Source organism: Bradyrhizobium sp. Leo78, assembly GCF_059512425.1.
This window is the reverse complement of the sequence record NZ_JCAMOT010000052.1, coordinates 21,223-44,249: the sequence shown is the minus strand read 5'-3', so window position 1 is coordinate 44,249 and position 23,027 is coordinate 21,223. Positions and strand designations below refer to the sequence as shown.

The window sequence follows — 23,027 nt, the reverse complement described above, 5'->3', positions numbered from 1 at the left end:
CAAAGCGTCGCCTTCGGCTCCTGCATGCCGGTTGCTGGGTCGTAGCCATAGGTCGTCAGAGTATTCACGCTTTCGCCGAGCACGATCGGATCGGCGCCCTTCGGATATCTGGCGCGGAGGTCGGCGCCCTCGAACCAGCCAGCGAAGTGATAGGGCATCCAGGCGACGCCCTTGCCGACGCGCTCGGTGACCATCGCCTTGACACGGGTCCGCGAGCTGTTCTCGGCACCCGTCACCCACACCCAGCCGCCGTCCTTGATGCCGCGCTCGGCGGCGTCGGCCGGGTTGATCTCGACGTACATGTACTGCTTCAATTCAGCGAGCCACTTGTTGGAGCGCGTCTCCTCGCCGCCGCCTTCATATTCCACAAGCCTCCCGGAGGTCAGAATCAGCGGAAACTGTTTGGCGATGCCCCTGTCGACGGCAGACTTCTGCACAGTGAAGCCGATATTAGGTACGCGGAACTGTCTCGCATCCGGTGACGTCGGATAGTCCGCAACCAGATCGGGGCGCGGAGTATAGATCGGCTCGCGGTGAACGGGAATTGGATCGGGCAAATTCCAGGCGATCATCCGCGCCTTGCCGTTGCCAGACGGCGAACAGCCGTGTTCGATCGACACACGCTGAATGCCCCCGGAAAGATCGGTCGACCAGGACACCACATCGGGATTGGCCGGATTCACACGTTGGATGATTTCCATTTCCTGCGCGGTGAGATCCTTGTCCCAACCGAGTTTCTTCAGCACGGCCAGGGTGAATTCCGGGTATCCATCCTTGATTTCAGAACCGACTGAATAGGAGCCTTCGGCAAGCAGGTTGTCGTGTTCTTCCTTTTCGACTTCCTGTCCGTTCTCCATCACCTTGCGTTTGACGATGCGTTCGACGCCGAACCGGGCGCGGAAAGTGCCGCCGCCTTCCTTCACCGAAAGATTGTTGTTGTAAAGGATCGGCGTGCCCGGATGCCTGAACTCCGGCGTGCCCCAGCATGGCCACGGCAGGCCGTAATAATCTCCACCAACCTCCGGATCGTCTTTCGGCGCTCGCAGGGTGACCAGATCGAACTTGGCCTGGTTCCTCATGTGCGCCTTGAGCCGTTCCGGCGACTGCCCGCAATAGCCCGTTGACCAGCCGCCGCGGTTGATTTCGCGTAGAATATCTTCCGCCGACACGGCGTTGTTTTCGACCTTGATGTTCTTGAACATCCGGTCGGCGAAGCCGAGCTTGCGGGCGAGCAGGTACATCGTGTCGTAGTCGTTTTTCGCCTCGAAGACGGGATCGACGATTTTCTCGCCCCACTGCAGCGAGCGGTTCGAGGCGGTACGCGAGCCATCCATCTCGAAGCTGGTGCAGGCCGGCAGAAGGTAAGTGCCGTCTTTGCGTTCTGAGACGACCGACCATGCCGTGGGATAAGGATCGCAGACCACCAGCAGATCGAGTTTCTCCATGCCACGCCTGGCTTCCGCCATCCGGGTAATGGTATTGACGCCATGTCCCATAATGAACATGGCCTGCACATTGTCAGGCTGGCTCACCTGGTCTTTCGGCAGCAAGGTCGCGTCGAACCAGCGCGTACTCGGAATACCCGGTGTTTCCATCAGCTTCTTGTTCGGGAAGCGCGAAGCCATCCAGTCGTAGTCCACCTCCCAGACACCGCACCAATGGCGCCAGGCGTCTTCAGCAAGGCCGTAGTAGAGCGGCAGCGTTGTCACATCGAGACCAAGATCCGTCGCTCCCTGCACGTTGGTGTGGCCGCGGAAGATGTTGGCGCCGGCGCCGGCCATGCCGACATTGCCGGTGGCAAGCAGCAGAATGCAGCTCGCACGGACATTCGCCGTGCCGGTCGCGAACTGGGTCTGCCCCATCGCCCAGATCAGGGTTGCGGGCTTTTCCTTGGCGAAAAGTTCGGCGATGTGCTTGACCTGCGCTTCAGGCAGACCTGTGACGCGTTCAACTTCGGTGGGCGTCCACTTCGCCACAGCTTTGCGGATTTCGTCGACGCCATATACCCGCTGACGCAGATATTCCTTGTCCTCCCAGCCGTTCTGGAAAATGTGCCAAAGCATGCCGAAGATCGTCGCGATATGAGTGCCGGGACGCACGCGGACATATTCGGTTGCGTGCGCGGCGGTCCGTGTCATGCGCGGATCGATGACGATCATGTTGGCGCGGTTCAGTTCCTTGCCCTCAAGGATATGCTGAAGCGAAACCGGATGTGCCTCAGCAGGATTGCCGCCCATGATCATAATGGTCTTGGCATTGCGGATATCATTGTAACTGTTCGTCATCGCGCCAAAGCCCCAGGTATTGGCTACGCCGGTGACCGTAGTGGAATGACAGATACGCGCCTGATGATCGGAATTATTGGTTCCCCAGAAGGCGGCGAACTTGCGATTGAGATAGGCAGCTTCGTTGGTGAACTTGGCCGATCCCAACCAGTACACCGAGTCCGGTCCAGACTTCTGGCGGATCTCAAGCAGCTTGTCGCCGATTTCGTCGATCGCCTTTTCCCAGGAAAGCCGCACCCATTGACCGTTGACGAGCTTCACGGGGTAGCGCAAGCGGCGCTGGCCTAGTACGTCGTCACGCACCGCCGCGCCTTTGCAGCAATGCGATCCTCGATTGATCGGGCTATCGTAGTCCGGTTCCTGGCCGATCCACACGCCATTTGCGACGAGTCCGATGACCGAGCAACCGACCGAACAATGGGTGCAGACATTCTTGCGAGTTATAACCGCGGCCCCCGTGGGAGGTGGCGGACCAGCCTCGGCTTTGCGCACGCCGCCGAGCGGGAGATTGCCAAGCGCAGCCAACGCTCCGGCGGCGACGCCGGAGCGCTTCAGGAACGTCCGACGATCCAGGTCATTACTTGTTTCACCCGCCTGCGCGGCGGCCACCCTTCCGCGATACCGATAACCTTCCGTCCTCTTGATCAACATGGACGTCTCCTTTATCGGGTCGGATAACTGTTGACGCGGTAGAAGTCTCTGACCTCCGTGGAGCTGGCCCGGTAGCGCGCCTTGGGCTTATCTTTGAGATCGACGGATTTGGCGGCAGTCCGTTCAGGCACCACGGCGCTCGCGGCCGCTGCTCCAGCGCCGGCAACAGCAAAGCTCAGCAGATCGCGCCGGCGGATAATTGTGTTGAGGCGTTCCTTCATGAAGGCCGCACTCCCCACTCGAGCTGCGGCTCCATCGCCCGCACGCAGCTCGCCTTTGACTTCGCTGAAGTAAGTTACCACGCAAGTACCACGCTTTCAATCGCTCCAAGGAGGCGCGGTTACGGCCCGCGCGAAATTTTTCTTGTGAAGGCATCCAATAGAAGCCAGAAGCGTTAGGTAGGCTCGAAGATGCAGCCAGAATATTCTGCCTCGAGACGCATTCAGATGAATGCTCGACTTCACGGTGCATGGGCCGAGTAACCACGATGGCGCGAAGAAGCACGACGCAACGAAGCAGGAATCCTCTTCCGGTACCCGACAAGATGTCGGTAGCGATGATCGTCAACGGTGTCGAAACTCAACTCAAAGTCACGCCATGGACTACGCTCCTCGAGTTGCTGCGCGACCATCTGGATCTGACCGGCACCAAGAAGGGTGAAGCAGCCATGTCACAAACTCCCTTGGGTAGGCTAAAGCAAAGCGAAGGGCGCATCTCATTTGTTGATGACTAAGCGACGACGTCACACTCCTTCGTAGACAAGCCGAGTGAAGAAATCGGCGTCGATGACGAACGGTCCCCACTTCGTATCGAAGGCTGCGGTTGGCTTCGCAACTACGACCTCTTCTCGGGACTTGCCCTGCTTTTTTAAATTGGCCACCTTGTCTCGGATGGTCACGAGCATATCCCTGCATTCTTTGAGTTCAGCTTTATTGCTCACGGGTTTGCCGTGGCCGGGAATGATGATCGTATCGTCAGCCACGCGGGCAAGATTCTCCTCCGTTGCCTTGATCGTCCCGTCGATGCTTCCGCCCGTGGAATAGTCGATAAACGGATAGATCCCGTTCCAGAACGTGTCTCCCGTATGCAAGACGTTTGCCTCAGAGAACAAGACCGAGATGTCACTGTCCGTGTGGGCTGGCCATGCCCGTTTTGTCATGATGTCTCTACCTCTCGTGAACAAGGGCGGCCAAGCGCACCTGACCCGGATTTACGGGGGAGATCAGGACGACCTCGTCAGCGACGCGCGGCCGGGTTTCGTGGTCGACCAGCAGGGGTCCGCAGAATTGCCCGGCGCAACGCCTGCTCGTCCCACCGCCGCGGTCAGGCTGCGTCGCGTGCAGCCCTGATCGGATAAGCAGGGAAGTCCGTGAAACCCACCTCGCCGCGTCGGGTGTAATAAGTTGATCGGTCCGCTACGGCTAACGGCCAGCCGTGCTTGAGACGCTCAACAAGGTCCGGGTTTGCGATATATGGTCTGCCGAAGGCGATCAGGTCCACCAGCCCGGTGTCGAGCGAAGCTTGGGCGCGCTCGCGGTCCTTGAAGCCGCCACACCAAATGAAGGCGCCAGGAAACGCCGCCCGAGCCTTGGCAAGCAGAGCGTGGTCGAGGTACCGAGGTTTGAACTCCGCCGTCTCCATATTTCCTTCGGGCATCAGCTCGTAGAGCAGATGGATGTATGCCACGCCGCGTCGCCCCAATTGCTCGGCAAGGTACAAAAACGTTTCCTCGACAAGCGGCTCCGGCGGCATGGAGTTGTACTTGCCGAACGGAGACAGGCGAACACCCACGCGCCCCGGACCGAATTCAGCCACCACTGCATCGACGACTTCCATCAGGAAGCGCGTACGATCTTCCATGCTGCCCCCGCCGTAGCGGTCGGTGCGCGTATTGAGCACTGAGTTCATGAACTGGTCGAACAGATAGCCGTTGGCTGCATGGAGTTCGACACCATCGAAACCGGCGTGCCGTGCATTGGCGGCGGCTTTGGCGAAGGTGCCCACCATGGCCGACACCTCATCCGTGCTGAGCGGCCTCGGCGTCTCCGCAGGCATATAACCCAACCGGCCGTCCGGACCGTGGGCAAACACCGACGAGCCCTCGGCCCGTTGCTCGGTGACACCCACCGGGGCCTGGTCGTTCGGCAGAATCGAGGAATGGGCCATCCTGCCGACGTGCCACAACTGCAGAAAGATCGTGCCGCCATGACGGTGAACCTCATCGGTCACCAGACGCCAGCCCTGCATTTGGGCTTCGGAGTGAATTCCGGGTGTCCTCGCGTAACCGTGGCTGGACTGATCCACGTCGGCGGCCTCGGTAATGATCAGACCGGCACTGGCCCGCTGGCCGTAATAGGTGGCGATCAGCTCGTTCGGGAGGTCACCATCGGTCGGGAGGTCGCCTTCAGACGTTCGCGTGCGAGTCATGGGCGGCATGACGATGCGGTTCTTCAGCGGAACAGTGCCGCCAAGCAGTTGAGATTCGAATAGGTCAGTCATAGCTTTTCCCTCGGTCGGTTGCCATCGAAGGTTTACTTTTCGGCAGCCGTACCCATCTACACACCGTTTAGTCAGTGGTGGCGAATGAAGATCATGAAGAGACTCCCGGGCTTGCCGGCCGAGCGCGCGCTAGGCGTCTTTTCGGGACGTTGGAAGGCGGTCATTCTTCATGTGCTGTTGGATGGCCCGCAACGCACATGCGAGCTGGAACAGCGCATCACCGGCATCTCGCAGAAGGTGTTGCTCGAGCAACTGCGAGCGCTTGAGGAACACGGAATGGTGAGCCGGCAGCCCAGCGCCGGACATCGTCAGGGCATCGAATACCTGCTCACCCCGCTCGGCGAAAGCCTGCGGTCCATCTTGGAGGCGGTCATCGAATGGGGAGCCCATCACGCCAAGGAGCTCGATGAGGTCCATAGGCTTCTGCCATGCGACGCTGTCGTTCGAGATCGCACTGTCCGAGAGGTTCAGGCGCATTCCTCATCACGTGAGCCCCGCGCGACACCGCGTCCAGGCGTATCGTTGTCGCGCATCCGCCGTCCATAACTCCCGATCGGAAAGGCCCTTCGTTAGCTGATCTTTTGCGCGACGCTGGCCCGTCAAACACATCGTCGACCTCATGCCTCGACAAACTCCTGAACCGAGGCTCCGCGACCATGCCCGCTGCGTTCATGAAGATGCTGCGTTGGGCTGCGGTCGATAAGCAAACTAACCAGTTCCGGCCGGCTGTAATGACCGCGGGAATCCATCAGGCGTTTCCGCTGATCAATAAGCGCGAAGTCGAGATCTGCGATCACTTCACCCTCGCCCGAGCGAAGCGGCTCTCCGATCAATTGCCCATCCGGCGACACGATTGCGGTGAAGCAACCTCCCGAGATCGGCCCTATGCTGCAGCCAGTATCCTCCATGATTTGTGCCTGCTGGTCTGGGCTGAGCCAGGCGGTCGCATTGACCACGAAGCATGCCGATTCCAGCGCATGTTGCCGGATATTGACCTGCGTTTGTTCCGAGAACAGGTCGCCTGCAAACGAGCCGGGATACATTGAGGAATGGATCTGTTCGCCGTCGGCCATCAAGGCATAGCGCGCGAGCGGATTGTAGTGCTCCCAGCAAGCGAGCTGCCCGATACGCCCCACCGCGCTGTCGACAGCACGCAAGCCCGACCCGTCGCCCTGTCCCCAGATCATGCGCTCGTGGTAAGTTGGGGTCGTTTTCCTGCGGCGTTGAATCAGAGTTCCATCGGAGTCAAACAACAGTTGTGCGTTGTATAGGCTTCCTCCGTCACGCTCGTTGACGCCGATCGACGCGACCAAACCAGCTTGCCGGCACGCCTCGCCGATCGCGGAGGTGACTTCCGAGGGAACGGTGACCGCCTGATTGATCAACCGAAGATGTTCCTTACCGAGATTGAGCTGAAAAGCGGACTGCACGAACGAGAAGTAGGGATAGTACGGAATGATCGTCTCGGGGAACGTCGCGAACTGTACACCTTGACGTCCGAGCTCGGCGATTTTTTCAACTACTTTTCCCACCGTACCCTCACGGCTATATAGGACCGGACTGATTTGCACCGCGGCGGCTCTAACTTTACTCATGGATTGTACCTCCTTATGTTGTATCTACAACGGAATGGGCAAAAGGCTGCCTCTACGCGTCAAGCCGTCAGAGTCCCTTGGCAATACTCTTAACGGCCGCCACACCACTCTCGCCCAGCAGATCCTTTCCGAGCTTTTGGGCAGCGCGCCATGCTGGCGCGGCCTCGCTCAGCAGCTTTCTCCCTGCCTTCGTTATCGCGATTGCCCGGCCCCCCCGAGAATTGGAAGCCGCCGTTTCCATGATCCAGCCTTCTGACAGCATCAGCTGAAGATTTCGCGTTAGCGTCGATCTTTCCTGATGATTTTGCCGGCCGATCTCGGCGCGGCTCGCCTCTCCAAGCCGTGCGATGACGACCAGGAGAGAAAACTGAGGTGCGTTGATGCCGAATGGTCGAAGGTGCTGATCATAGATACTAGTGATAACCCGTGAAATCTGGCGCGTCCGCGTCAGTAGACACTCACGATTTATCTCGTTCGCCAAAGCGTCGATCATTTGCATTCCCTTGCTATAACTCACTTAGATTAGTGTATATGCAACATAAATCAACGGATTGCTCTCCAAATCGTGAATATGTTCTCGCAGTCGTCCCACCCACTGGAACCATGGCCGGACCGGGCGCGCCAACGTGTAACCGACTTACGTCAGTCGCGGATATACGGTACCCGACGGTGATTGAGCGCAAGAGACACGTCCTGTGCTGGCGCGCTTGATGATCAAGGCTGCGCGGGTCGATCACTTGCGGATGTCGATGTTCTTCTGCCCCCTTTCGACTTGGTCAATGACAAGCAACTTGACCGGCTCCAAGCCCTCAGCCCTGCCTGTGTGCCACCGCTCTATCGCCTCAACGACAAAGTCGCCAGGTCCGTAAACGTCGCTTCTACCGGTTGCGGTGTAGGTCACACGAAGCTGCCCGGACAAGACATACCCGTATCGCGGGTACTTGTGCTGATGTTCTGGCAGGACAGTGCCTGGACGGATCTCGTACACAGACACAGTCACCTGTGGGTCGTCTAGCGACAGGACAAGGGGTTGGTCAATCGCAGTTGTCGAAGTCGACAAAATCGGCTTCTCCACGATGCCATTCTCACCCGCTCGCAGCGGCGCCGCTAGTAGCATTATAACTGAACCTAGGTATGCAAACTTCATCGCAAGCTCCTGTCGAACTTTCACCGATGCTGTAGCAGCTGGACTGTCAGCTCTTTTGGCATGTCGAGCATCACATCATGTCCGCACGCAAGCTCCGCCTGCCACCAGCGGCGCTCTCCTGCCTGGGTGAAAAATTGCCTGAATGGCCCCTCAAAGCCGGCCGCCAGAATGTATCCGATGGCTGGGACGCCATCGCAGGCCCCGCTGATCTGCGCCGGCACTTCAAAAGTGGACAACGGGTGCATCGTGCACTGTCGGTCCACCCACTCGGCATCTGCCGCGTTGACCGCGAACGACCGCGCCGGGGGTGGCGGGACCTTCCAACCATCGCCGTTGGCCACAGCCAGCTCCCGGTACCTCCTGCCGCTATCAGGCAAGTAGTCAAAAAGGGCTTTGCCGTTGTCAGGCACGAAAGCATCGAGATAGACAAGAGAGCGAACCCGGTCCGGCATACGGTCGGCAACGTGACGCGCGACGACTCCGCCGTAGGAGTGTCCCACCAGGACGATTTCGCGCAGGTCTTCAAAAATCATGAGGTTGGCGACATCTGCGATGTGGGTGTCGAGGCCGACATCGCGGCTCAAGAGATGCGAGCGTTCTCCAATGCCCGTCAGCGTTGGCGTAAATACCCTGTGCGCTTCCGACGCCAGCAGGCCGCGCACGCGACTCCAACACCAACTGCCATGCCACGCTCCGTGGATTAGGACGTAATCTGTCATTGCGATGTATTCCTTGCGATATCGGCGCCGAACACGAGACGACCTGAAGGTGAAAGGGACCGCGCAAATAGCGGCATCGCGCCGACATGTGGAGGAGGCGCCTCCTTCTGCCTAGTCTGTTTTTCATACTTGAAGTTGACCCGCGGGTGACTACATCGCGCGCATGTCAACCGATTACGGTCAGTTCTGTCCGGTCGCAAAGGCATCGGAGATTTTCGCCAACCGCTGGACTCCGCTCATCGTGCGCGAGCTGATGGCTGGCTCACTCTCTTTCAGCGACATCCATCGCGGCGTGCCGCTGATCTCCCGGGCCGTCCTGGTCGCCCGGCTGCGTGAGCTGCAGAACTACGGTGTCATTGATCGCCGGCCGCGCTCCGATGGCGCCGGTCATGAGTACTGGCTCACGCCCGCCGGCGAGGACTTGCGTGCGGTGGTGGAAGCACTCGGCCAGTGGGGAATGACCCACACCCGGGACCGGATCAAACGTTCCGATCTTGATCCCGCCCTCCTGATATGGGGATTGCGCAGGCGTGTTGATCTGAGCGCGTTGCCGGATCGCCGGATCGTCCTGCGCTTCGAATTTTCAGGCGTGCCGGCGAGCCGTACGAAATTCCGAATCATGTGGTTGATCCTCGGACGATCGGGCGTCGATGTATGCATGAAGGACCCGGGATTTGCCGTCGATCTTACACTTCGCGGCAATATCCGCGATTACGTCGAGGTCTATCTTGGCCATAGGAAATGGCGCGACGCGGCCAGCACTACGCTGCAGCTCGATGGCGATCTGCAGATTGCAAGAGCGTTTCCTGTCTGGCTGCGATTTGAAATGGTAAACGGCCGAAATGCTCCAGCCCCGCATTTGGCTGCTGGGCCTGCTCCCGTTCAGACCGATCACTCGGATCGGCTGCCGTCCCGCCCCCGCGGAATGCGGGCTCGGTCGCCCGGCGGTTCGCGCGCGACAGATCGCAGGCGCGCGTACGACTCGCGGTCACCGTAACGCCGTCCTTGGCTCGGTTGTTCGTTATCCCTGGAGTGATCTCGAGCGGGGGCCCGCTGCAACCTCCCGGGGGACATCAGCCGCCCGTCTGGTTGTCTCGAGTCCCCCCGACTCTCATGGGCCAGCTAAGATGCGCGAACCAGCCCGACCTCGATTTCGCTCCGAGGACCGCTTCGGGTCAAAATGCGAAGAACTCAGCGTGAGCCCATGTTTTCCGCTTTGCCCCCGAATGCGGCCATTCATCATAGCAGTTGGCATGTCTCAGAAGGCCACATGCGGACTTCTGCACCGCAGCAAACAGGAGAGCGCCATTGCGGTGCGTGGCAACGTCGGATCTACTAGTTGCCCACTAGGGAAGCCCGACATGAAGGAAGCGCATCCGGACTCCAGCCATCTCTATGAGGTGGAGCGTCGTGTTGAGCATGCAGTCCGCCCGGGATTTCGTATTCTGGAGTTTGCAGCTCTCGCTGACGCAGAAGGTGCCCTGGCACAGCCACACCAATATCTCCGATACTTTCTACGTTCTGGAAGGACACGTGAAGCTGTTCTTGCAGGACCCAAAAGAGGAAGTGAATCTGAAGCCCGGCGAAGTCTATGTAGTCAGACCGGCGCGACCGCATCTGGTGACCAACGGTGGCGCGAAATCGCTCACGTTTCTGAATTTACAAGGTGTGGGTGAAATCGATTTCGTTCCGGCGCGTTGACTTTTCGCCACCGCGATTACTCGCTGCGCGCAGCCGACCACTCAAACCGGCAAAGCGTTATCCGCCGCTTTGCCCCTGGTACGCTCCCTGACTCCAGCCGAAAGCATGCGATGTCTCACGCGGCTCAACGCCGCTTCACGTACCATGCATCCGGGTCATCGCGGCCGAAGCGAGTCGTCGACGCTATGTCTGGTTTATCCGCGATAGTGACCGAACTGCGAACGTCCTTGATTGACGACATTGAGCGAAAAAGAAGCCGCCAATTACTGCAGCCCCCTTTCTCATGAGGTGAAAGTCACCACCAATGGCGATGATGCCACCAGCCACAGTGGTGGCCGCGGTGCCAACCGTAGTGATGGCCACGGTACCAACCAAAGTGATGGCCGCGACCGCCGTGATGGCCCCACCCATGCCCATGCCCGTGGCCGCCCTTGACCTGAATAACCGCTTCATCGGCTCCGCCCAGCGTATAGGGGGTTGCTACGGGCATAGCCGATGCCGAAACGGTTGGCGCGAGTGCAAAGGCACAGACGGTAGTCCGATTATCAGAAGCCGCTTCATTTTGGTGCCTCCTCCTTTCTGAGAGGTGCTCGCGCGAACTATCCGCTTCGTTTTGAATATTGACTGAACAGGCGTAAACGCCCGTTCAGCACCGTTGCGACTGACTGCTAGGATCGACTACTCATCCGCCTCCCGTTCGCGGCGCAGATCCGAGGAGGAGCGGGCCCCTGGTCTGTCGAAAAACTGTGGGGCTAGTGACGCTCTGGAAGAATCTCCAAAGCCACTATATTGTTAGCGTGCATCAAGAGAGGGGCTGACGCCCTCGCCAACCTGCCGTCCCGGGCAAGGTGGCTCCCGCAAGGGGATGCGGCCAATTCGGCAACGATACGGGTCGCACGGGTGTCAGCCTCCTCGCCAATGCGATGGAGGTATTTTTTATGGCTGACGTATTCTCTAGTCCCCTCGATGAGCATCAGAGCGCATTTGTCGATCCCTGGAGTCATCAGCCCCAGAATTGGGGAGATATTCCAGATGACGCGGTGTTCGCTGGGGCATGGCACCTAAACGTCGGAATCGACACTCTTCATGAAGCGCTTTTTCTTGCACGTGATGACCATGGGGACCGCCTGTGGTCACTAACAACACCAGCTGAGAAGGCCACGCGAGAGAATTTAGACGCCCGCGACAACGGCGATCGCGCCTGGATCAAGCGGAAGATCAGTTGCGGCTGTGTGGCCGGAGCGGTTCGCGTCGGAAGTCCGCGCGATGCGGCGAGCATCCTAATGAAGAGACTAGTCCGCTCTCGCCTTCATTTTTCAGGCTCGGAGCCGCCCCACATGCCCGGCCTGCTCACAAGCCAAGAGATGGGGGAATCGTTGGCGCCTTCGAGCAGGAGTTAAGACGGAATACGGTGGCGGCAGAAGCGGATCAGCAACGAGATGAGGCCGCCATCATCATACCTCCGGACCAAGGGCGGCCTCGGCGGCAAACTAGTAGGCTGTGTTCAAGGAGCTCGATGCCGGCTACGGCACGCCTCGGATCATCTATCCCAGCGCTGCTGGTGTTCGATACGACGAGCCCACGCTGCCGCCCAGAAAGAACTAATGGAGGCTGTCCTTCTCGCCCCGGCTGAGCGAAGCTTCCCTCGTGCCAAACTCGGGGAAGACTCTGGCGAGGAGGGATATGACGTCAGAGCGCTCGTCGAGCGCGGTTCAAAGCCCCAACTCCGAAAGCCCAGGGTGATCGTCCGGACGCCGCCCCAGAGGCCAGTGAAACTTCCGGTCGGCTTCCTTGATGGGAAGGTCATTGATGCAGGCAAACCGGCGTTGCATCAACCCTGCGGCATCATATTCCCAGTTTTCGTTACCATACGAACGGAACCAATTGCCGCTGTCATCATGCCACTCATAGGCGTAGCGGACGGCGATCCGATTATCGGTGAAGGCCCAGAGCTCCTTGATCAGCCGATAGTCGAGCTCCTTTGCCCACTTTCGGGTGAGGAACGCCACGATCTCGGTCCGTCCGTTGGCAAATTCAGAGCGATTCCGCCAACGGCTGTCCGGCGTATAAGCCAGCGACACCTTCTCGGGATCGCGGCTGTTCCATCCGTCTTCTGCCAGGCGAACTTTTTGTGTTGCGCTCTCGAGCGTGAATGGTGGTGCAATGATAGTCATTTCAGTTTCTCCTATACTGACAGGTACGATTTGCAAGTATGAACATTCAAGGCTCGGCCATATCCAATTTTACCATCCGGTCGGCCGAGAATCGTGCGCAACGCACTGATGAGCGCCGCATTTTCCTGCGGAGTGCCGATCGTGACTCGCAGCTTGTCACGCAGCCGATCGGTATCGAACCAGCGGACATAGATGTTCCGCTCCATAAGCTTCGTGACGACTTGGCGTGCGCTGCAGCTGCCATCAAACAATGCGAGCGAAACGAGAACGAAGTTGGCTTGAGATGGGCCGACAGCGAGGTTCAAGTCTTGCAGATTGCGCGAAAGTGTCTCTCGTTCCTTCCGAACTGCCTCCCAAGTACCGCTCGCATGCAGGCGGTCGTCGAGCCCCGCCGCACCGAGTATTTGGGCGATTGCATCGACGTTGTAGGTGTCCTTCGTTTTGTGAAGGATTGGCTGGATCAGCCTGACATCGGCGAGGCCATAACCCAAGCGGAGACCGGCGAGCGAATATCCTTTGCTCAGGGTGCGGAGCAGAAGGACATTTTGATGCCGCGATATCAGCGTTGTCGCATCATAGCCTAGCGCCGGATCAACGAAATCTACATAGGCTTCGTCAACAACGAGTACACCCTTAAAGGACGCGGCGAGCCGTTCGATCGTGGCGATTGGAAAAAGCGTTCCGCATGGGGCGTGGGGGTTCGTGAGGAACGCGAGCTGCGCGCCGGCGGCATTCCAGCGGCTCGCAGTTTCCTCGGGCAATTGCCAAGCTTCGGTCAAGGGAACGTCGCAGACGGGCGCAGGATGGAGACCTGCGAGCAAGGAATAGAAGCCGTAACCGGGCGAAACGATGCCGACCGCGCGGCCGGGATCGACAAAGGTCGCGAGCGCCAGTCGCAGCAGCTCGTCGCCACCATTGGTGGCAATAACCTGATCAGGCGCAACGCCGTGGGCGCGCGCGGCAACGAGACGAAACGCCATGGCCGACGGATCCGGATAGCGCTGGAGTGTGAGGGGAAGAATATTGCTGAGATGCGTCATCACCCTCGGGCTGGGCGGAAAAGGATTCTCATTCGTGTTGAGCTTGATCGCGCCGCTATCGGGCTGGAGGCCCGGTACGTAACCCTCAATTTGGCAAACATGCATTCGTTCGTACATCAGCGTCTCCGCCTGGGCCGGTCGGGTGCATAACCGGCGGATCGCTCCGCGACCAAGATCGGCTGCAACGAAGAGCGATGCAGGCACATATGCGGCCTTCCAATAGGGACGCGACTGGACGAAGATCTCCGCCGATCGCCGGGCACGTCGCTCAAGTCAGTCCTTCGCCCGAGCGCGATCGATCGACATTTGGGTCGGCATCATGTTGACGTTCGCGTTGTGGATGACCCACAGTGAGCCGACGACAACAGTCGCGATCAGCAGGCCAGTGAGGAGAAAAATCACCGTGTTGTTCCGCTGCTCTGGCGCGGTTCCGAGATGGAGAAAGAACGCGAGCTGCACCAGCAACTGAGCGACGGCAAGCAGCGTTATCGCCGGCAGGATCATGTCCCTAGCAACGGCACCGCTCATGACTGCTCCAAACGAGAGTGCGGTCAATCCGAGCGACAGGAAAAAGCCTGCTACGTAGGACTTAAGTGTAGCGTGGGGGGCATCATCTGCAATGTGGTTTGAAATACTCGCTTTCGACATCACAGCACCCCGCGCAGGTAAACGAAGGTGAAGACGCAGATCCACACCAGATCGAGGAAGTGCCAGAAGAGGCTGAGACAAGCGAGACGCCGACGAATGACCCCATCCAGCTCAAAGTGGGAGGCTTGGTGGATCATCACCGCAAGCCAGATCAGCCCCGCCGTCACGTGCAATCCGTGCGTGCCGACGAGCGTGAAATAGGCCGAGAGGAAGGCGCTTCGGTTCGGGCCCGCTCCCTCTTCGATGAGATGGACGAATTCTCGAATTTCCATGTTGATGAATGCCGCGCCCAACACGAAAGTGATGGCGAGCCACGCGATGACATTTCCCCTGCGGTTGGTCTGCAAGTTGAGTACGGCGACACCAAAGGTGAAGCTGCTCGCCAGCAGCAGAACCGTTTCAACCGCAACATACGACAGATCGAAAAGCTCCCGCCCGCCCGGACCGCCCGCAACATTTTCGGCAAGCACGCCGAAGGTGGCGAACAAGCACGCGAATATCAGGCAATCGCTCATCAGGTAGATCCAGAAACCGAGAACGGTCATCGACCCGTCATCATGCTCGTGGTGATGTGCGGCTGAAGCTTCGAACGTCGCTACCGATCTGGGGAGAACAGAGATGTTCATGGTTACACTGCCTTCGATATTTGCGCGTGGCGCTGTCTCTCGATGCGCGCGACCTCGGGTGCCGGAACATAGTAGTCGGTGTCCCGGTCGTAGCTGCGCGCGATGAACGTGCCGACCATCCCAAAGAGGCCAACCGCGGCGATCGCCCACATGTGCCAGACGAGCGCGAAGCACAGGACGAAGCTGAAGACGCCCATCACGAAGCCGGCCGCCGTATTCTTCGGCATGTGGATGTCCTCGTAGTACGACGCGGAGCGCCAGGCTCGTCCAAGCTCCTTGTCTTCCCAATGCTGCTCGAGCGAGGTGATACGGGGAATATGGGCGAAGTTGTAGAAGGGCGCCGGCGAGGCCGTGGACCACTCCAGGCTGCGGGCATTCCACGGATCGCCCGTCAGATCGCGGTTCTTCTCCCGATCCCTGATGCTGACCCAGAACTGGATGAGGATGGCGATGATGCCTATGCCGATAATCGCCGCGCCGACCAGAGCGACGATCAGGTAGGGGTGCCAGTCGGGCAGGTCATAGTGGTTCATGCGGCGCGTCATCCCCTTGAAGCCGAGGATGTAGAGCGGCGTAAAGGCGAGCCAGTAGCCGACCAGCCAGCACCAGAAGGAGACCTTGCCCCAGAATTCATTCAGCTTGAACCCAAACACCTTTGGGAACCAGAAACTCATGCCGGCGAGGCAGCCATAGACCACGCCACCGATGATGACGTTGTGGAAGTGGGCCACCAGGAACAGGCTGTTGTGCAGGACGAAGTCTGCGCCGGGAACCGCGAGCAGGACACCGGTCATGCCGCCGACAGCGAAGGTGACCATAAAGCCGATGGTCCACAGCGTCGCCGAGTGGAAGCGGATCCGGCCCCGGTACATCGTGAACAGCCAGTTGAACAGCTTCACGCCGGTCGGAATCGAGATGATCGTCGTCATGATGCCGAAGAAGGCATTGACGTTAGCGCCGGAGCCCATCGTGAAGAAGTGATGGAGCCAGACGAAGAACGAGAGCACGCCGATCGACGAGGTGGCGTAGACCATCGACTTGTAGCCGAAGAGCGGTTTGCCGGAGAAGGTCGCGATCACCTCGGAGAAGACGCCGAAGCACGGCAGGATCAGCACATAGACCTCGGGATGGCCCCAAATCCAGATGAGGTTGATGTACATCATCGCATTCCCACCAAGCTCGTTTGTGAAGAAATGCATGCCGAAGTACCGATCGGCGGCGAGCAGCGCCAAGGTGGCCGTCAGCACGGGGAAGATCGCGACAATCAGGATGTTGGTGATCAGTGCGGTCCAGACGAAGACCGGCATCTTCATGAAACCCATGCCGGGCGCGCGCATGCGCAGGATCGTGACGACGAAGTTGATACCGGTGAGTGTCGTGCCGAGCCCTGAGACCTGTAGCGACCATATGAAATAATCGACGCCCACTGTCGGACTGTATTCGAGCTCGGACAGCGGCGGATAGGCTACCCAGCCGGTCGCGGCAAAGTCGCCGACCCACATGGAGACCATGACAAGAGCGGCGCCGACGGCGGACAGCCAGAAACCCAGCGAATTGACGAAGGGATAGGCGACGTCGCGCGCGCCGATCTGGAGCGGCACCACGACGTTCATCAGCCCGATGATAAAGGGCGTGGCCACGAAAAAGATCATAATCACGCCATGGGCAGTGAAGATCTGATCGTAGTGATGCGGCGGCAGGTAGCCGGCGGCATCATTGGCGGCCATAGCCTGCTGGGTGCGCATCATGATCGCATCCGCAAATCCGCGCAGTAGCATGAGGAGCCCGAGACCGAAATACATTACGCCGATCTTTTTATGATCGACGGAGGTGATCCATTCGGACCAGAGATAACCCCACTTTCGATAGTAGGTGATCAGGGCAAGAACGGTGAAGCCGAGAATCGCGACGACGATGCCAGTCCCTGTGATGATTGGTTCATTGAGCGGAGCGGCACTGAGGGAGAGTTTTCCAAGCATCAGTAATTCCTCCGCGAGACCAGTCCCTGGGGCGTGCAGATCGCGTCGTTGAGCGCCACCGCCGGCATCCGTCCCGCCATGAAGCGATCGACGATGCTATCGAAAAGTCCGGGCGTGACCCTCGCGTATGTGGTAGCCGGCGTCTTGATGCTCGGCTGCTCGAGCCGCCTGTAACTCGCTTCGTCCAGCGCGACCGGCGCGTTCCTGGCCTGCGTAATCCAGGCATCGAACTGTTTTCTGGGCACAGCGACCGTGTCGAAATGCATGTCCGAAAAACCCGGCCCGCTGAAGGCCGAGGATCGACCAGCATAGGTGCCAGCCTCATCGGCGATGAGGTGCAGCTTGGTCCGCATCCCAGCCATTGCGTAGATTTGGCTGCCAAGCTGCGGGATGAAAAAGGAGTTCATCATCGACGCAGACGTCAGGCGGAAGTTGATCGGCGTGCCGACGGGAATCGCGAGGTGGTTTACGGCGGCGACACCGTAGTCCGGATAGATGAACAGCCACTTCCAATCCAGCGCGACAACTTCGACGTTCACCGGCGCGACGTCCGATTCAAGCGTCCGGTAGGGATCGAGCGAGTGGGTTGTCTCCCAAATGAGGACGGCGAGGAATGCTACGATGATGCAGGGGATCGACCAGATAACGATCTCGATCGGCGTCGAGTGCGCCCATTTGGGCATGTAGGTCGCCTTGGAGTTTGACTCCCGATAGCGCCAGGCGAAAACGAGTGTCAGCACAATCACGGGAATGACGACAAGCAGCATGAGGCCGAGCGCGATCAGGATCAGATCCTTCTCCTGCGCGCCGATGGACCCCTTGGGGTTCATCAGTTCCAGATGATCGCAGCCGCCGAGGGTCAAGAGGAGGATCGCAACGGCCACTCGGCCCGCGACTGTCGGGAGCCTAGCGAGCGCAGCGCCCTCTTCGCGTGTCGCACGCTCTACCCGTCGGCCACTATGAAGCGAAGCATGGCTGAAGAGCCCTCCGTGGCCTTGCTTGAGTGCCTTTGTGCTCGCCTCGGTGTGAGGCAACCATGATCCGCGCTGGAACAACTTACCCATCCTCTAGGATCAGCGGCTCATCAGGCGCCGCAGATTGGATTCCCGTTTGTATGGCTTCTGCCTTCGATATAGCTGACAAATCACACCATGATGTATGTTCGTCAAGCATACATTTTCGTTACCTGAACCGCTCAGTGTACGCCATAGAGATGAGAGCGCTCGGCAATTCGAGGCGAAGATCGAGGGAAAATGGCGCTGGATCAATATGTCCGAGCCTGGTGAATGCGGGCGACAGGCAGCTGCGCGTTTATGATAGTAGCGCGACATGGCTAGTCCCGCCCACTTCAGGGCAAACAAAAACATTTAAGTGTATGCTTAAATAACATACTATTGTGGCAACAATGTATGGCATGAGCGCTGCTGTGCCGCAACGATGCGGACGGTCCAGTCGGCATCCTCAACCCACGTCCAAGTCCAGATGCAAGGGACCATTCATGACAGACTATCGAACAATTCGTGCCGCCGCTGTGCAGATCTCCCCCGATCTCGCTTCTCTCGAAGGGACGCTCGACCGTGTGCTCGCTGCCATCGCCGAAGCGGCGTCAAAAGGTGTCGAACTAATTGTCTTCCCCGAGACGTTCCTGCCCTGGTACCCCTACTTCTCAATAGCTCACGGGCCGAGCGCCATTCGCGACGAGCACATCCGTCTCTATGAGAACGCCGTCGCCGTGCCCGGACCGGTGACCCACGCTATTTCGGCGGCCGCTCGCAAGCATAACATCGTGATCACGGTTGGGATCAACGAGCGCGACCATGGTTTGCTCTACAACGCCCTGCTGATCTTCGATGCCGATGGCTCGCTGCGCCTGAAACATCGCAAGATCTCGCCAGCCTATCACGAACGAATGATCTGGGGCGTGGGCGACGGATCGACCCTGCAAGTGGTCGAAACGGCGGTCGGCAGAATCGGCGGCTTGATCTGCTGGGAGCATTACAATCCGCTCGCCCGCTATGCGATCATGGCCCAGCATGAGGATATCCACGTGGCGCAATATCCCGGTGCGCTCTTCGGCCCCACCTTTAGCGACCAGACGGAGGTCCAGCTTCGCAACCATGCCCTCCAGAGCGGCTGCTTTGTGGTCAATGCGACGGCTTGGCTCACCGAGGAGCAAGTCATGAAGATCGCTGGCGAGAATGGCGCGGCCGCAGCAATCCGCGGCGGCTGCATGACTGCGATCATCGATCCAGAGGGAAGGCATGTAGTCCCACCGCTGACTTCCGGAGAGGGGATTCTGGTTGCCGATCTTGATCTCAAGCTGAACGTAGTCCGCAAGCGACTAATGGATTCTGTGGGCCACTTTTCGCGCCCAGAGCTCCTCCGGCTTCTTATGACCAACCAAGCGGTGGCGCCAACCGTCACCTCGCGCGAACTCGCCTTGCAGCGGCCGCCCGTGGCCCTGCCGGCACCTCTCCCGGAACCTACAGCGATGCCGATCCTCGCGGCCGCTATCGAGTGATCAAGACGCCTCGGCAAGAGCTGCCTGAGGCGTCCCCCCTTTGCCTCGTTCCGAACGGCCGGCCGCGGAAGCATCGTTCAACTGGACCAGCGTAGTGGTGGCGATTTTGAGCACCTCTCGAAGAGCTACTGGGCTCTATCCGTTGGTCAACCATCCGGTCTCGAGCTTCCAAGAAATTCGGTGAGCAGCGCGTTGAATCGTGCAGGAGCTTCGAGGTAAGGCAGATGCCCGCAACTCGGCATTCGTGCGATCGAGGATCCTGCGAGCCGCTGGTGGAGCTCCTCGACACAGTAGTCCGGGACGAAAGCGTCCCGTTCTCCTCTGATAAGAAGGATCGGGCAGCGGACATCGGCCAGCTCCGCGCGCTGGTCGAATGCGATGAGCTCGTTGAAACGGGCCCGGATATGTTGGGGATCGATCCAATTGAGCGATCGCAGGAAGCCCCGGACGATAGCGTCATGCTCGCTGACTCCCATCGCGTATAGTAGTTCTTCGGCCCATCCTCGCCCCCCGTCGGGCAGGAGGAGCAGATCATAGAGCTTGAGGCGCGCCTCCCTGTCCGCCGGCTTCAAGTGGATGAACGCGTTGACGACCGCGATGCGCTCAACGCGTTCTGGATGGCGTGCCGCGAACATCAAAGCGACGCGAGCACCTTTCGAAAGGCCACAGATTGCGATCCGTTCGATCTGGAGATGCTCAGTCAGCGCGAGAATCGCTTCCCAATAGCGATCGAATCGTACTTCGCGCCCCTCTGATCGACCGTGGCCGGGCATGTCAATTCCGACGACGCGATGAGTCGTCGCAAGGGCTAAGCGTTGCAACATCCAGTTGTCCACATTGCCGCCAAGGCCGTGAACAAAGAGCAATGCCAGTCCCGCTCCCTCAAGCGTATAGTGCAACCTTCGGCCGTCATGGATGAAAGAGCTCATTGCCTCATGCTCTCCGGAGCGAGCTTGGAATGCGCTGCCGTCGCGTCAAGCGGACTACACCGTACCGACGCATCTACGATCAGCACGACCCCTCTATACCTAAGGGAAACTGGCGGCACGGCAGCTGCGGGAGGAATTGCATCACGCCGTTTCCTCCATCGAAGAATATGATGACCGTTACACCGGTTGAGAACTTGCGAATGTTCGGCTTCATCGTTGAAAGCCGTCGCCCGCTCTATTGATCACGTTCGGACCGCCTCCCTGACTTCCTGGTAACACCAACTCAGCCACTCGAGCGCCAAGGCAAGATCGGATGCCGCGACGGTTGCTCCGCCCCAGAAGCGGAAGCCGGGAGGAGCCGTCCGGTAAGCGCCGGCATCGAACGCAACGCGCTCCTGTGCCAACCGCGCGACGACGGCGTTTGCCACCACAGACTGCAAGACTTGGTCCCCACCTAGCTCCGGATCGACAATCCTGAGGCAGATCGACGTCTGTGACCGGATCTCCGCGCGACTGGCAAGAAAATCGCACCACTTGTTCCGGCTGACCCATTGGGCGGCGCGGTCGAAATTTTCCTGGCACCGCGCCTTCAAGGCAGGAAGACCGCCAATGTCGCGCGCCCAACGCAGCCCGTCGATCGCATCTTCGACTGCCAGAAGCGATGGCGTGTTGATCGTTTCCCCGACGAACAGCCCTTCGATGACGAGGCCACTCTTGACCATGCGGAAGAGTTTCGGCATCGGCCAGCGCGGAACGTGATCAGTCAGACGCTCGACGGCCCGTGGGCTCAAGACCATCATGCCATGGGCAGCCTCGCCGCCGAGCACCTTCTGCCATGACCAGGTCGTCACATCGAGCTTGGACCAGGGCAGGTCCATGGCGAACGCAGCCGACGTCGCATCGCAGATCGTCAAACCGCTCCGGTCTTCGGTGATCCAGTCAGCATCGGGGACCCGGACGCCGGAAGACGTTCCGTTCCACGTAAAGACAATGTCGCGTTCCGGGTCCGCCCGCCGAAGGTCTGGAAGTTCGCCATGGGCGGCCATAAAGATCCTCAAATCACCGAGCCCGAGCTCCCGCGTGATGTCTACCACCCAGTCGCCGCCGAAGCTGTCCCATGCGAAGACATCGACGCCACGTGGCCCGAGTAGCCCCCAAAGCGCCATCTCCACGGCGCCGGTGTCGGAGCCGGGCACGATTGCGATTCGATAGTCGTCCGGAATCTCCAAAACCTCTCGCGTTAGGTCGATAACCTCGCGAAGCTTCGCCTTGCCTTCCTTGGAGCGATGTGATCGGCCTAGCGCAGCGCCGTTCAACGCCTGCAGCGACCATCCGGGACGTTTCCGGCAGGGGCCGGACGAGAAGTTCGGGTTCGTAGGTTTCCTAGCTGGTCGAGAAATCCCTTCGCGCATCTTTGCGTCCTTTCCGGTCTACGCAACTGCTCCGCTTTCGCGGTAGGCCGCGAGCGCGGTCTTGAGCTGGACCAGACTTGGCGTGACCACCGGAATGAAGGCGGCCTCCCTCCAGCGCCGATCGAAACTGGCCCCGGACGCCCTCAGATAGCCACGGCCACCCGTGCTCTGGAGCTCGAGCCCAACAGCCTGCATAACGATGTCGGCGAGAGCGATGCGGATCTTGAACAGCGCCTCCGGCTTAGCTCGGAACATGCCGGAGCGGAGCCCCTCCCGCAGATTGCTTTCCTGCTCGACCAGCGCCGAGGTCAGCGCAATCACCGGCTCAGTGAGTATCTGACGCCCGGGTGCGAGGCGGCCGTGCGCTTCCGCAAGCGCGCGCCGCGCCAGCCCGATGGACATGCCGCACTGGAGGCCGAGGAAGGCCGGGCGCACCTCCGGCAGCCAGACATTGGCACCGGGATGGATCACGCGATCCGCATCGATCTGCACGCCCGAAAGTGTTGCGCCTGCCGTGTTGCTCGCGCGCAGCGCGATGATGTCGAGGTCGGCTGAGCGGCTAAGACCTGCATCGTCATGCGCTACCGAGGCGATGAAGGCGCCTCGCCTGTGCTTTCTCGCCACAGCCACGGCGAGATGAAAGCCTTGCCAGCGCAGATTTGTGACCCAAGGTAACATTCCATCGAGCACGAGGCCGTCGGCTTGCGCGCGCACGTTCACCTGCAGCTCCTCGATGCCGGAGAGAAACTTCATCGCATTAGATAGACCGGTGGCGCCGGCCACGCGTCCAGCCAAGAGGTCCGGCAGCAGCGCCTGGCGCAACCCCGCATTGGGACTTTGTAAGAGATACTCGATGTAGCTACGATGCGCCCAGAGCACGAAGCCGGCAGCTACCGAATGTTCAGAAGCAGCCGCGATCGCCTCGACACCGTCCGTGACGTCGCCCCCTGCTCCACCGTCGGCGACGGGTAGGCCGGCACCAAGCAACCCGCCCGCCGCAAGCCGCGGGAGAAGTTCGCCGGCCAGGGTGTTCTCCGTGTCCAGGCTGAAGGCGTTCCTGTCCAACCATGCTGCAAGCTCGGCATCGACCGACACGGCGGA

At 59.6% G+C, this 23,027-nt stretch carries 20 protein-coding genes, 2 pseudogenes and 1 riboswitch; of the genes and pseudogenes, 5 read left to right on the top strand and 17 right to left on the bottom strand.

What is annotated here, in order from left to right; all coding sequences use genetic code 11:
• Both AC5ZG1_RS38145 and AC5ZG1_RS38140 read right to left on the bottom strand, forming a co-directional pair.
• Positions 1 to 2,936 (bottom strand): formate dehydrogenase subunit alpha (locus AC5ZG1_RS38145; protein ID WP_496135963.1); only part of this gene is annotated, 2,936 nt, incomplete at its 3' end.
• Positions 2,937 to 2,947: 11 nt separating this feature from the next.
• Complete coding sequence (locus tag AC5ZG1_RS38140) at positions 2,948 to 3,157, bottom strand: hypothetical protein (protein ID WP_464349665.1); 210 nt, start codon at positions 3,155 to 3,157, stop codon at positions 2,948 to 2,950.
• Between the two features lie 323 nt (positions 3,158 to 3,480).
• Here AC5ZG1_RS38140 and AC5ZG1_RS38135 point away from each other — a divergent pair.
• A pseudogene (locus tag AC5ZG1_RS38135) lies at positions 3,481 to 3,594 on the top strand ((2Fe-2S)-binding protein); the annotation flags it as partial.
• A gap of 84 nt (positions 3,595 to 3,678) precedes the next feature.
• On the opposite strand, the pseudogene AC5ZG1_RS38130 reads toward AC5ZG1_RS38135, so the two are convergent.
• Both AC5ZG1_RS38130 and AC5ZG1_RS38125 read right to left on the bottom strand, forming a co-directional pair.
• Positions 3,679 to 4,083 (bottom strand): annotated as a pseudogene (locus AC5ZG1_RS38130) (MBL fold metallo-hydrolase); the annotation flags it as partial.
• A 176-nt stretch (positions 4,084 to 4,259) separates the two neighbouring features.
• The gene (locus tag AC5ZG1_RS38125; RefSeq protein WP_496135962.1) at positions 4,260 to 5,435 is read right to left on the bottom strand and encodes an alkene reductase; all 1,176 of its coding nucleotides are present in this window, start codon (positions 5,433 to 5,435) and stop codon (positions 4,260 to 4,262) included.
• Between the two features lie 84 nt (positions 5,436 to 5,519).
• Between AC5ZG1_RS38125 and AC5ZG1_RS38120 the strand changes: the two genes are divergently transcribed.
• On the top strand, positions 5,520 to 5,981 hold the full coding sequence (locus AC5ZG1_RS38120) for a winged helix-turn-helix transcriptional regulator (protein WP_496135961.1): 462 nt from the start codon (positions 5,520 to 5,522) through the stop codon (positions 5,979 to 5,981).
• Between the two features lie 71 nt (positions 5,982 to 6,052).
• Here the strand turns inward: AC5ZG1_RS38120 and AC5ZG1_RS38115 are convergent, their stop codons facing one another.
• The 4 genes from AC5ZG1_RS38115 to AC5ZG1_RS38100 all read right to left on the bottom strand — a co-directional run bounded on the left by AC5ZG1_RS38115 (position 6,053) and on the right by AC5ZG1_RS38100 (position 8,896).
• Positions 6,053 to 7,030, bottom strand: coding sequence for a nitrilase-related carbon-nitrogen hydrolase (locus AC5ZG1_RS38115; RefSeq protein WP_496135960.1), 978 nt, complete (start codon positions 7,028 to 7,030; stop codon positions 6,053 to 6,055).
• A 67-nt stretch (positions 7,031 to 7,097) separates the two neighbouring features.
• Entirely contained in the window at positions 7,098 to 7,523 is a 426-nt protein-coding gene (locus AC5ZG1_RS38110; protein WP_245287694.1) for a MarR family winged helix-turn-helix transcriptional regulator, read from the bottom strand.
• A 240-nt stretch (positions 7,524 to 7,763) separates the two neighbouring features.
• Entirely contained in the window at positions 7,764 to 8,177 is a 414-nt protein-coding gene (locus AC5ZG1_RS38105) for a cupin domain-containing protein (protein ID WP_028169187.1), read from the bottom strand.
• 20 nt (positions 8,178 to 8,197) lie between these two features.
• Positions 8,198 to 8,896 (bottom strand): alpha/beta fold hydrolase, encoded by a 699-nt coding sequence (locus AC5ZG1_RS38100; RefSeq protein ID WP_464349668.1) that lies wholly within the window; start codon positions 8,894 to 8,896, stop codon positions 8,198 to 8,200.
• A gap of 163 nt (positions 8,897 to 9,059) precedes the next feature.
• Between AC5ZG1_RS38100 and AC5ZG1_RS38095 the strand changes: the two genes are divergently transcribed.
• On the top strand, positions 9,060 to 9,893 hold the full coding sequence (locus tag AC5ZG1_RS38095) for a winged helix-turn-helix transcriptional regulator (protein ID WP_496135959.1): 834 nt from the start codon (positions 9,060 to 9,062) through the stop codon (positions 9,891 to 9,893).
• A 422-nt stretch (positions 9,894 to 10,315) separates the two neighbouring features.
• Positions 10,316 to 10,597: a cupin domain-containing protein gene (locus tag AC5ZG1_RS38090; RefSeq protein ID WP_051397351.1), complete on the top strand. Its 282-nt coding sequence runs from the start codon at positions 10,316 to 10,318 to the stop codon at positions 10,595 to 10,597.
• Between the two features lie 794 nt (positions 10,598 to 11,391).
• A riboswitch (SAM-I-IV-variant riboswitch) is annotated at positions 11,392 to 11,494 on the top strand.
• Between the two features lie 815 nt (positions 11,495 to 12,309).
• Here the strand turns inward: AC5ZG1_RS38090 and AC5ZG1_RS38085 are convergent.
• The 6 genes from AC5ZG1_RS38085 to cyoA all read right to left on the bottom strand — a co-directional run bounded on the left by AC5ZG1_RS38085 (position 12,310) and on the right by cyoA (position 17,948).
• Positions 12,310 to 12,771, bottom strand: coding sequence for a nuclear transport factor 2 family protein (locus tag AC5ZG1_RS38085; RefSeq protein WP_028167718.1), 462 nt, complete (start codon positions 12,769 to 12,771; stop codon positions 12,310 to 12,312).
• Between the two features lie 11 nt (positions 12,772 to 12,782).
• Positions 12,783 to 13,928 (bottom strand): histidinol-phosphate transaminase, encoded by a 1,146-nt coding sequence (gene hisC / locus AC5ZG1_RS38080; protein ID WP_496135958.1) that lies wholly within the window; start codon positions 13,926 to 13,928, stop codon positions 12,783 to 12,785.
• Between the two features lie 156 nt (positions 13,929 to 14,084).
• On the bottom strand, positions 14,085 to 14,459 hold the full coding sequence (cyoD, locus tag AC5ZG1_RS38075) for a cytochrome o ubiquinol oxidase subunit IV (protein WP_028167719.1): 375 nt from the start codon (positions 14,457 to 14,459) through the stop codon (positions 14,085 to 14,087).
• Positions 14,459 to 15,079, bottom strand: a complete 621-nt coding sequence (cyoC, locus tag AC5ZG1_RS38070) for a cytochrome o ubiquinol oxidase subunit III (protein ID WP_433994555.1) — start codon at positions 15,077 to 15,079, stop codon at positions 14,459 to 14,461. The genes cyoD and cyoC overlap by 1 nt, the downstream gene beginning before the upstream one ends.
• 8 nt (positions 15,080 to 15,087) lie before the next feature.
• Positions 15,088 to 17,064, bottom strand: coding sequence for a cytochrome o ubiquinol oxidase subunit I (gene cyoB, locus AC5ZG1_RS38065; protein WP_496135957.1), 1,977 nt, complete (start codon positions 17,062 to 17,064; stop codon positions 15,088 to 15,090).
• Positions 17,064 to 17,948 carry a ubiquinol oxidase subunit II gene (gene cyoA / locus AC5ZG1_RS38060; protein ID WP_464349034.1) on the bottom strand — a complete coding sequence of 295 codons (885 nt, stop codon included), beginning with the start codon at positions 17,946 to 17,948 and terminating at the stop codon, positions 17,064 to 17,066. Before cyoA ends, cyoB begins: the two co-directional genes overlap by 1 nt.
• A gap of 614 nt (positions 17,949 to 18,562) precedes the next feature.
• Between cyoA and AC5ZG1_RS38055 the strand changes: the two genes are divergently transcribed.
• Positions 18,563 to 19,585, top strand: coding sequence for a nitrilase-related carbon-nitrogen hydrolase (locus tag AC5ZG1_RS38055; RefSeq protein ID WP_496135956.1), 1,023 nt, complete (start codon positions 18,563 to 18,565; stop codon positions 19,583 to 19,585).
• Positions 19,586 to 19,731: 146 nt separating this feature from the next.
• On the opposite strand, the gene AC5ZG1_RS38050 is transcribed toward AC5ZG1_RS38055, so the two are convergent.
• The 3 genes from AC5ZG1_RS38050 to AC5ZG1_RS38040 all read right to left on the bottom strand — a co-directional run bounded on the left by AC5ZG1_RS38050 (position 19,732) and on the right by AC5ZG1_RS38040 (position 23,021).
• A complete protein-coding gene (locus tag AC5ZG1_RS38050) occupies positions 19,732 to 20,514 on the bottom strand; it encodes an alpha/beta fold hydrolase (RefSeq protein ID WP_496135955.1) in 783 nt (260 codons plus the stop codon).
• A 242-nt stretch (positions 20,515 to 20,756) separates the two neighbouring features.
• The gene (locus AC5ZG1_RS38045) at positions 20,757 to 21,926 is read right to left on the bottom strand and encodes a phosphoserine transaminase (protein ID WP_028167722.1); all 1,170 of its coding nucleotides are present in this window, start codon (positions 21,924 to 21,926) and stop codon (positions 20,757 to 20,759) included.
• Positions 21,927 to 21,944: 18 nt separating this feature from the next.
• Positions 21,945 to 23,021, bottom strand: coding sequence for an acyl-CoA dehydrogenase family protein (locus AC5ZG1_RS38040; RefSeq protein WP_496135954.1), 1,077 nt, complete (start codon positions 23,019 to 23,021; stop codon positions 21,945 to 21,947).
• Positions 23,022 to 23,027: the final 6 nt, after the last annotated feature.

Bases quoted from the DNA above. Each gene is read 5' to 3' on its own strand.
- AC5ZG1_RS38140 (WP_464349665.1), bottom strand. From the start codon at position 3,157: ATGAAGGAACGCCTCAACACAATTATCCGCCGGCGCGATCTGCTGAGC.
- AC5ZG1_RS38125 (WP_496135962.1), bottom strand. From the start codon at position 5,435: ATGACTGACCTATTCGAATCTCAACTGCTTGGCGGCACTGTTCCGCTG.
- AC5ZG1_RS38120 (WP_496135961.1), top strand. From the start codon at position 5,520: ATGAAGATCATGAAGAGACTCCCGGGCTTGCCGGCCGAGCGCGCGCTA.
- AC5ZG1_RS38115 (WP_496135960.1), bottom strand. From the start codon at position 7,030: ATGAGTAAAGTTAGAGCCGCCGCGGTGCAAATCAGTCCGGTCCTATAT.
- AC5ZG1_RS38110 (WP_245287694.1), bottom strand. From the start codon at position 7,523: ATGATCGACGCTTTGGCGAACGAGATAAATCGTGAGTGTCTACTGACG.
- AC5ZG1_RS38105 (WP_028169187.1), bottom strand. From the start codon at position 8,177: ATGAAGTTTGCATACCTAGGTTCAGTTATAATGCTACTAGCGGCGCCG.
- AC5ZG1_RS38100 (WP_464349668.1), bottom strand. From the start codon at position 8,896: ATGACAGATTACGTCCTAATCCACGGAGCGTGGCATGGCAGTTGGTGT.
- AC5ZG1_RS38095 (WP_496135959.1), top strand. From the start codon at position 9,060: ATGTCAACCGATTACGGTCAGTTCTGTCCGGTCGCAAAGGCATCGGAG.
- AC5ZG1_RS38090 (WP_051397351.1), top strand. From the start codon at position 10,316: ATGCAGTCCGCCCGGGATTTCGTATTCTGGAGTTTGCAGCTCTCGCTG.
- AC5ZG1_RS38085 (WP_028167718.1), bottom strand. From the start codon at position 12,771: ATGACTATCATTGCACCACCATTCACGCTCGAGAGCGCAACACAAAAA.
- hisC (WP_496135958.1), bottom strand. From the start codon at position 13,928: ATGTACGAACGAATGCATGTTTGCCAAATTGAGGGTTACGTACCGGGC.
- cyoD (WP_028167719.1), bottom strand. From the start codon at position 14,459: ATGTCGAAAGCGAGTATTTCAAACCACATTGCAGATGATGCCCCCCAC.
- cyoB (WP_496135957.1), bottom strand. From the start codon at position 17,064: ATGCTTGGAAAACTCTCCCTCAGTGCCGCTCCGCTCAATGAACCAATC.
- AC5ZG1_RS38055 (WP_496135956.1), top strand. From the start codon at position 18,563: ATGACAGACTATCGAACAATTCGTGCCGCCGCTGTGCAGATCTCCCCC.
- AC5ZG1_RS38050 (WP_496135955.1), bottom strand. From the start codon at position 20,514: ATGAGCTCTTTCATCCATGACGGCCGAAGGTTGCACTATACGCTTGAG.
- AC5ZG1_RS38045 (WP_028167722.1), bottom strand. From the start codon at position 21,926: ATGCGCGAAGGGATTTCTCGACCAGCTAGGAAACCTACGAACCCGAAC.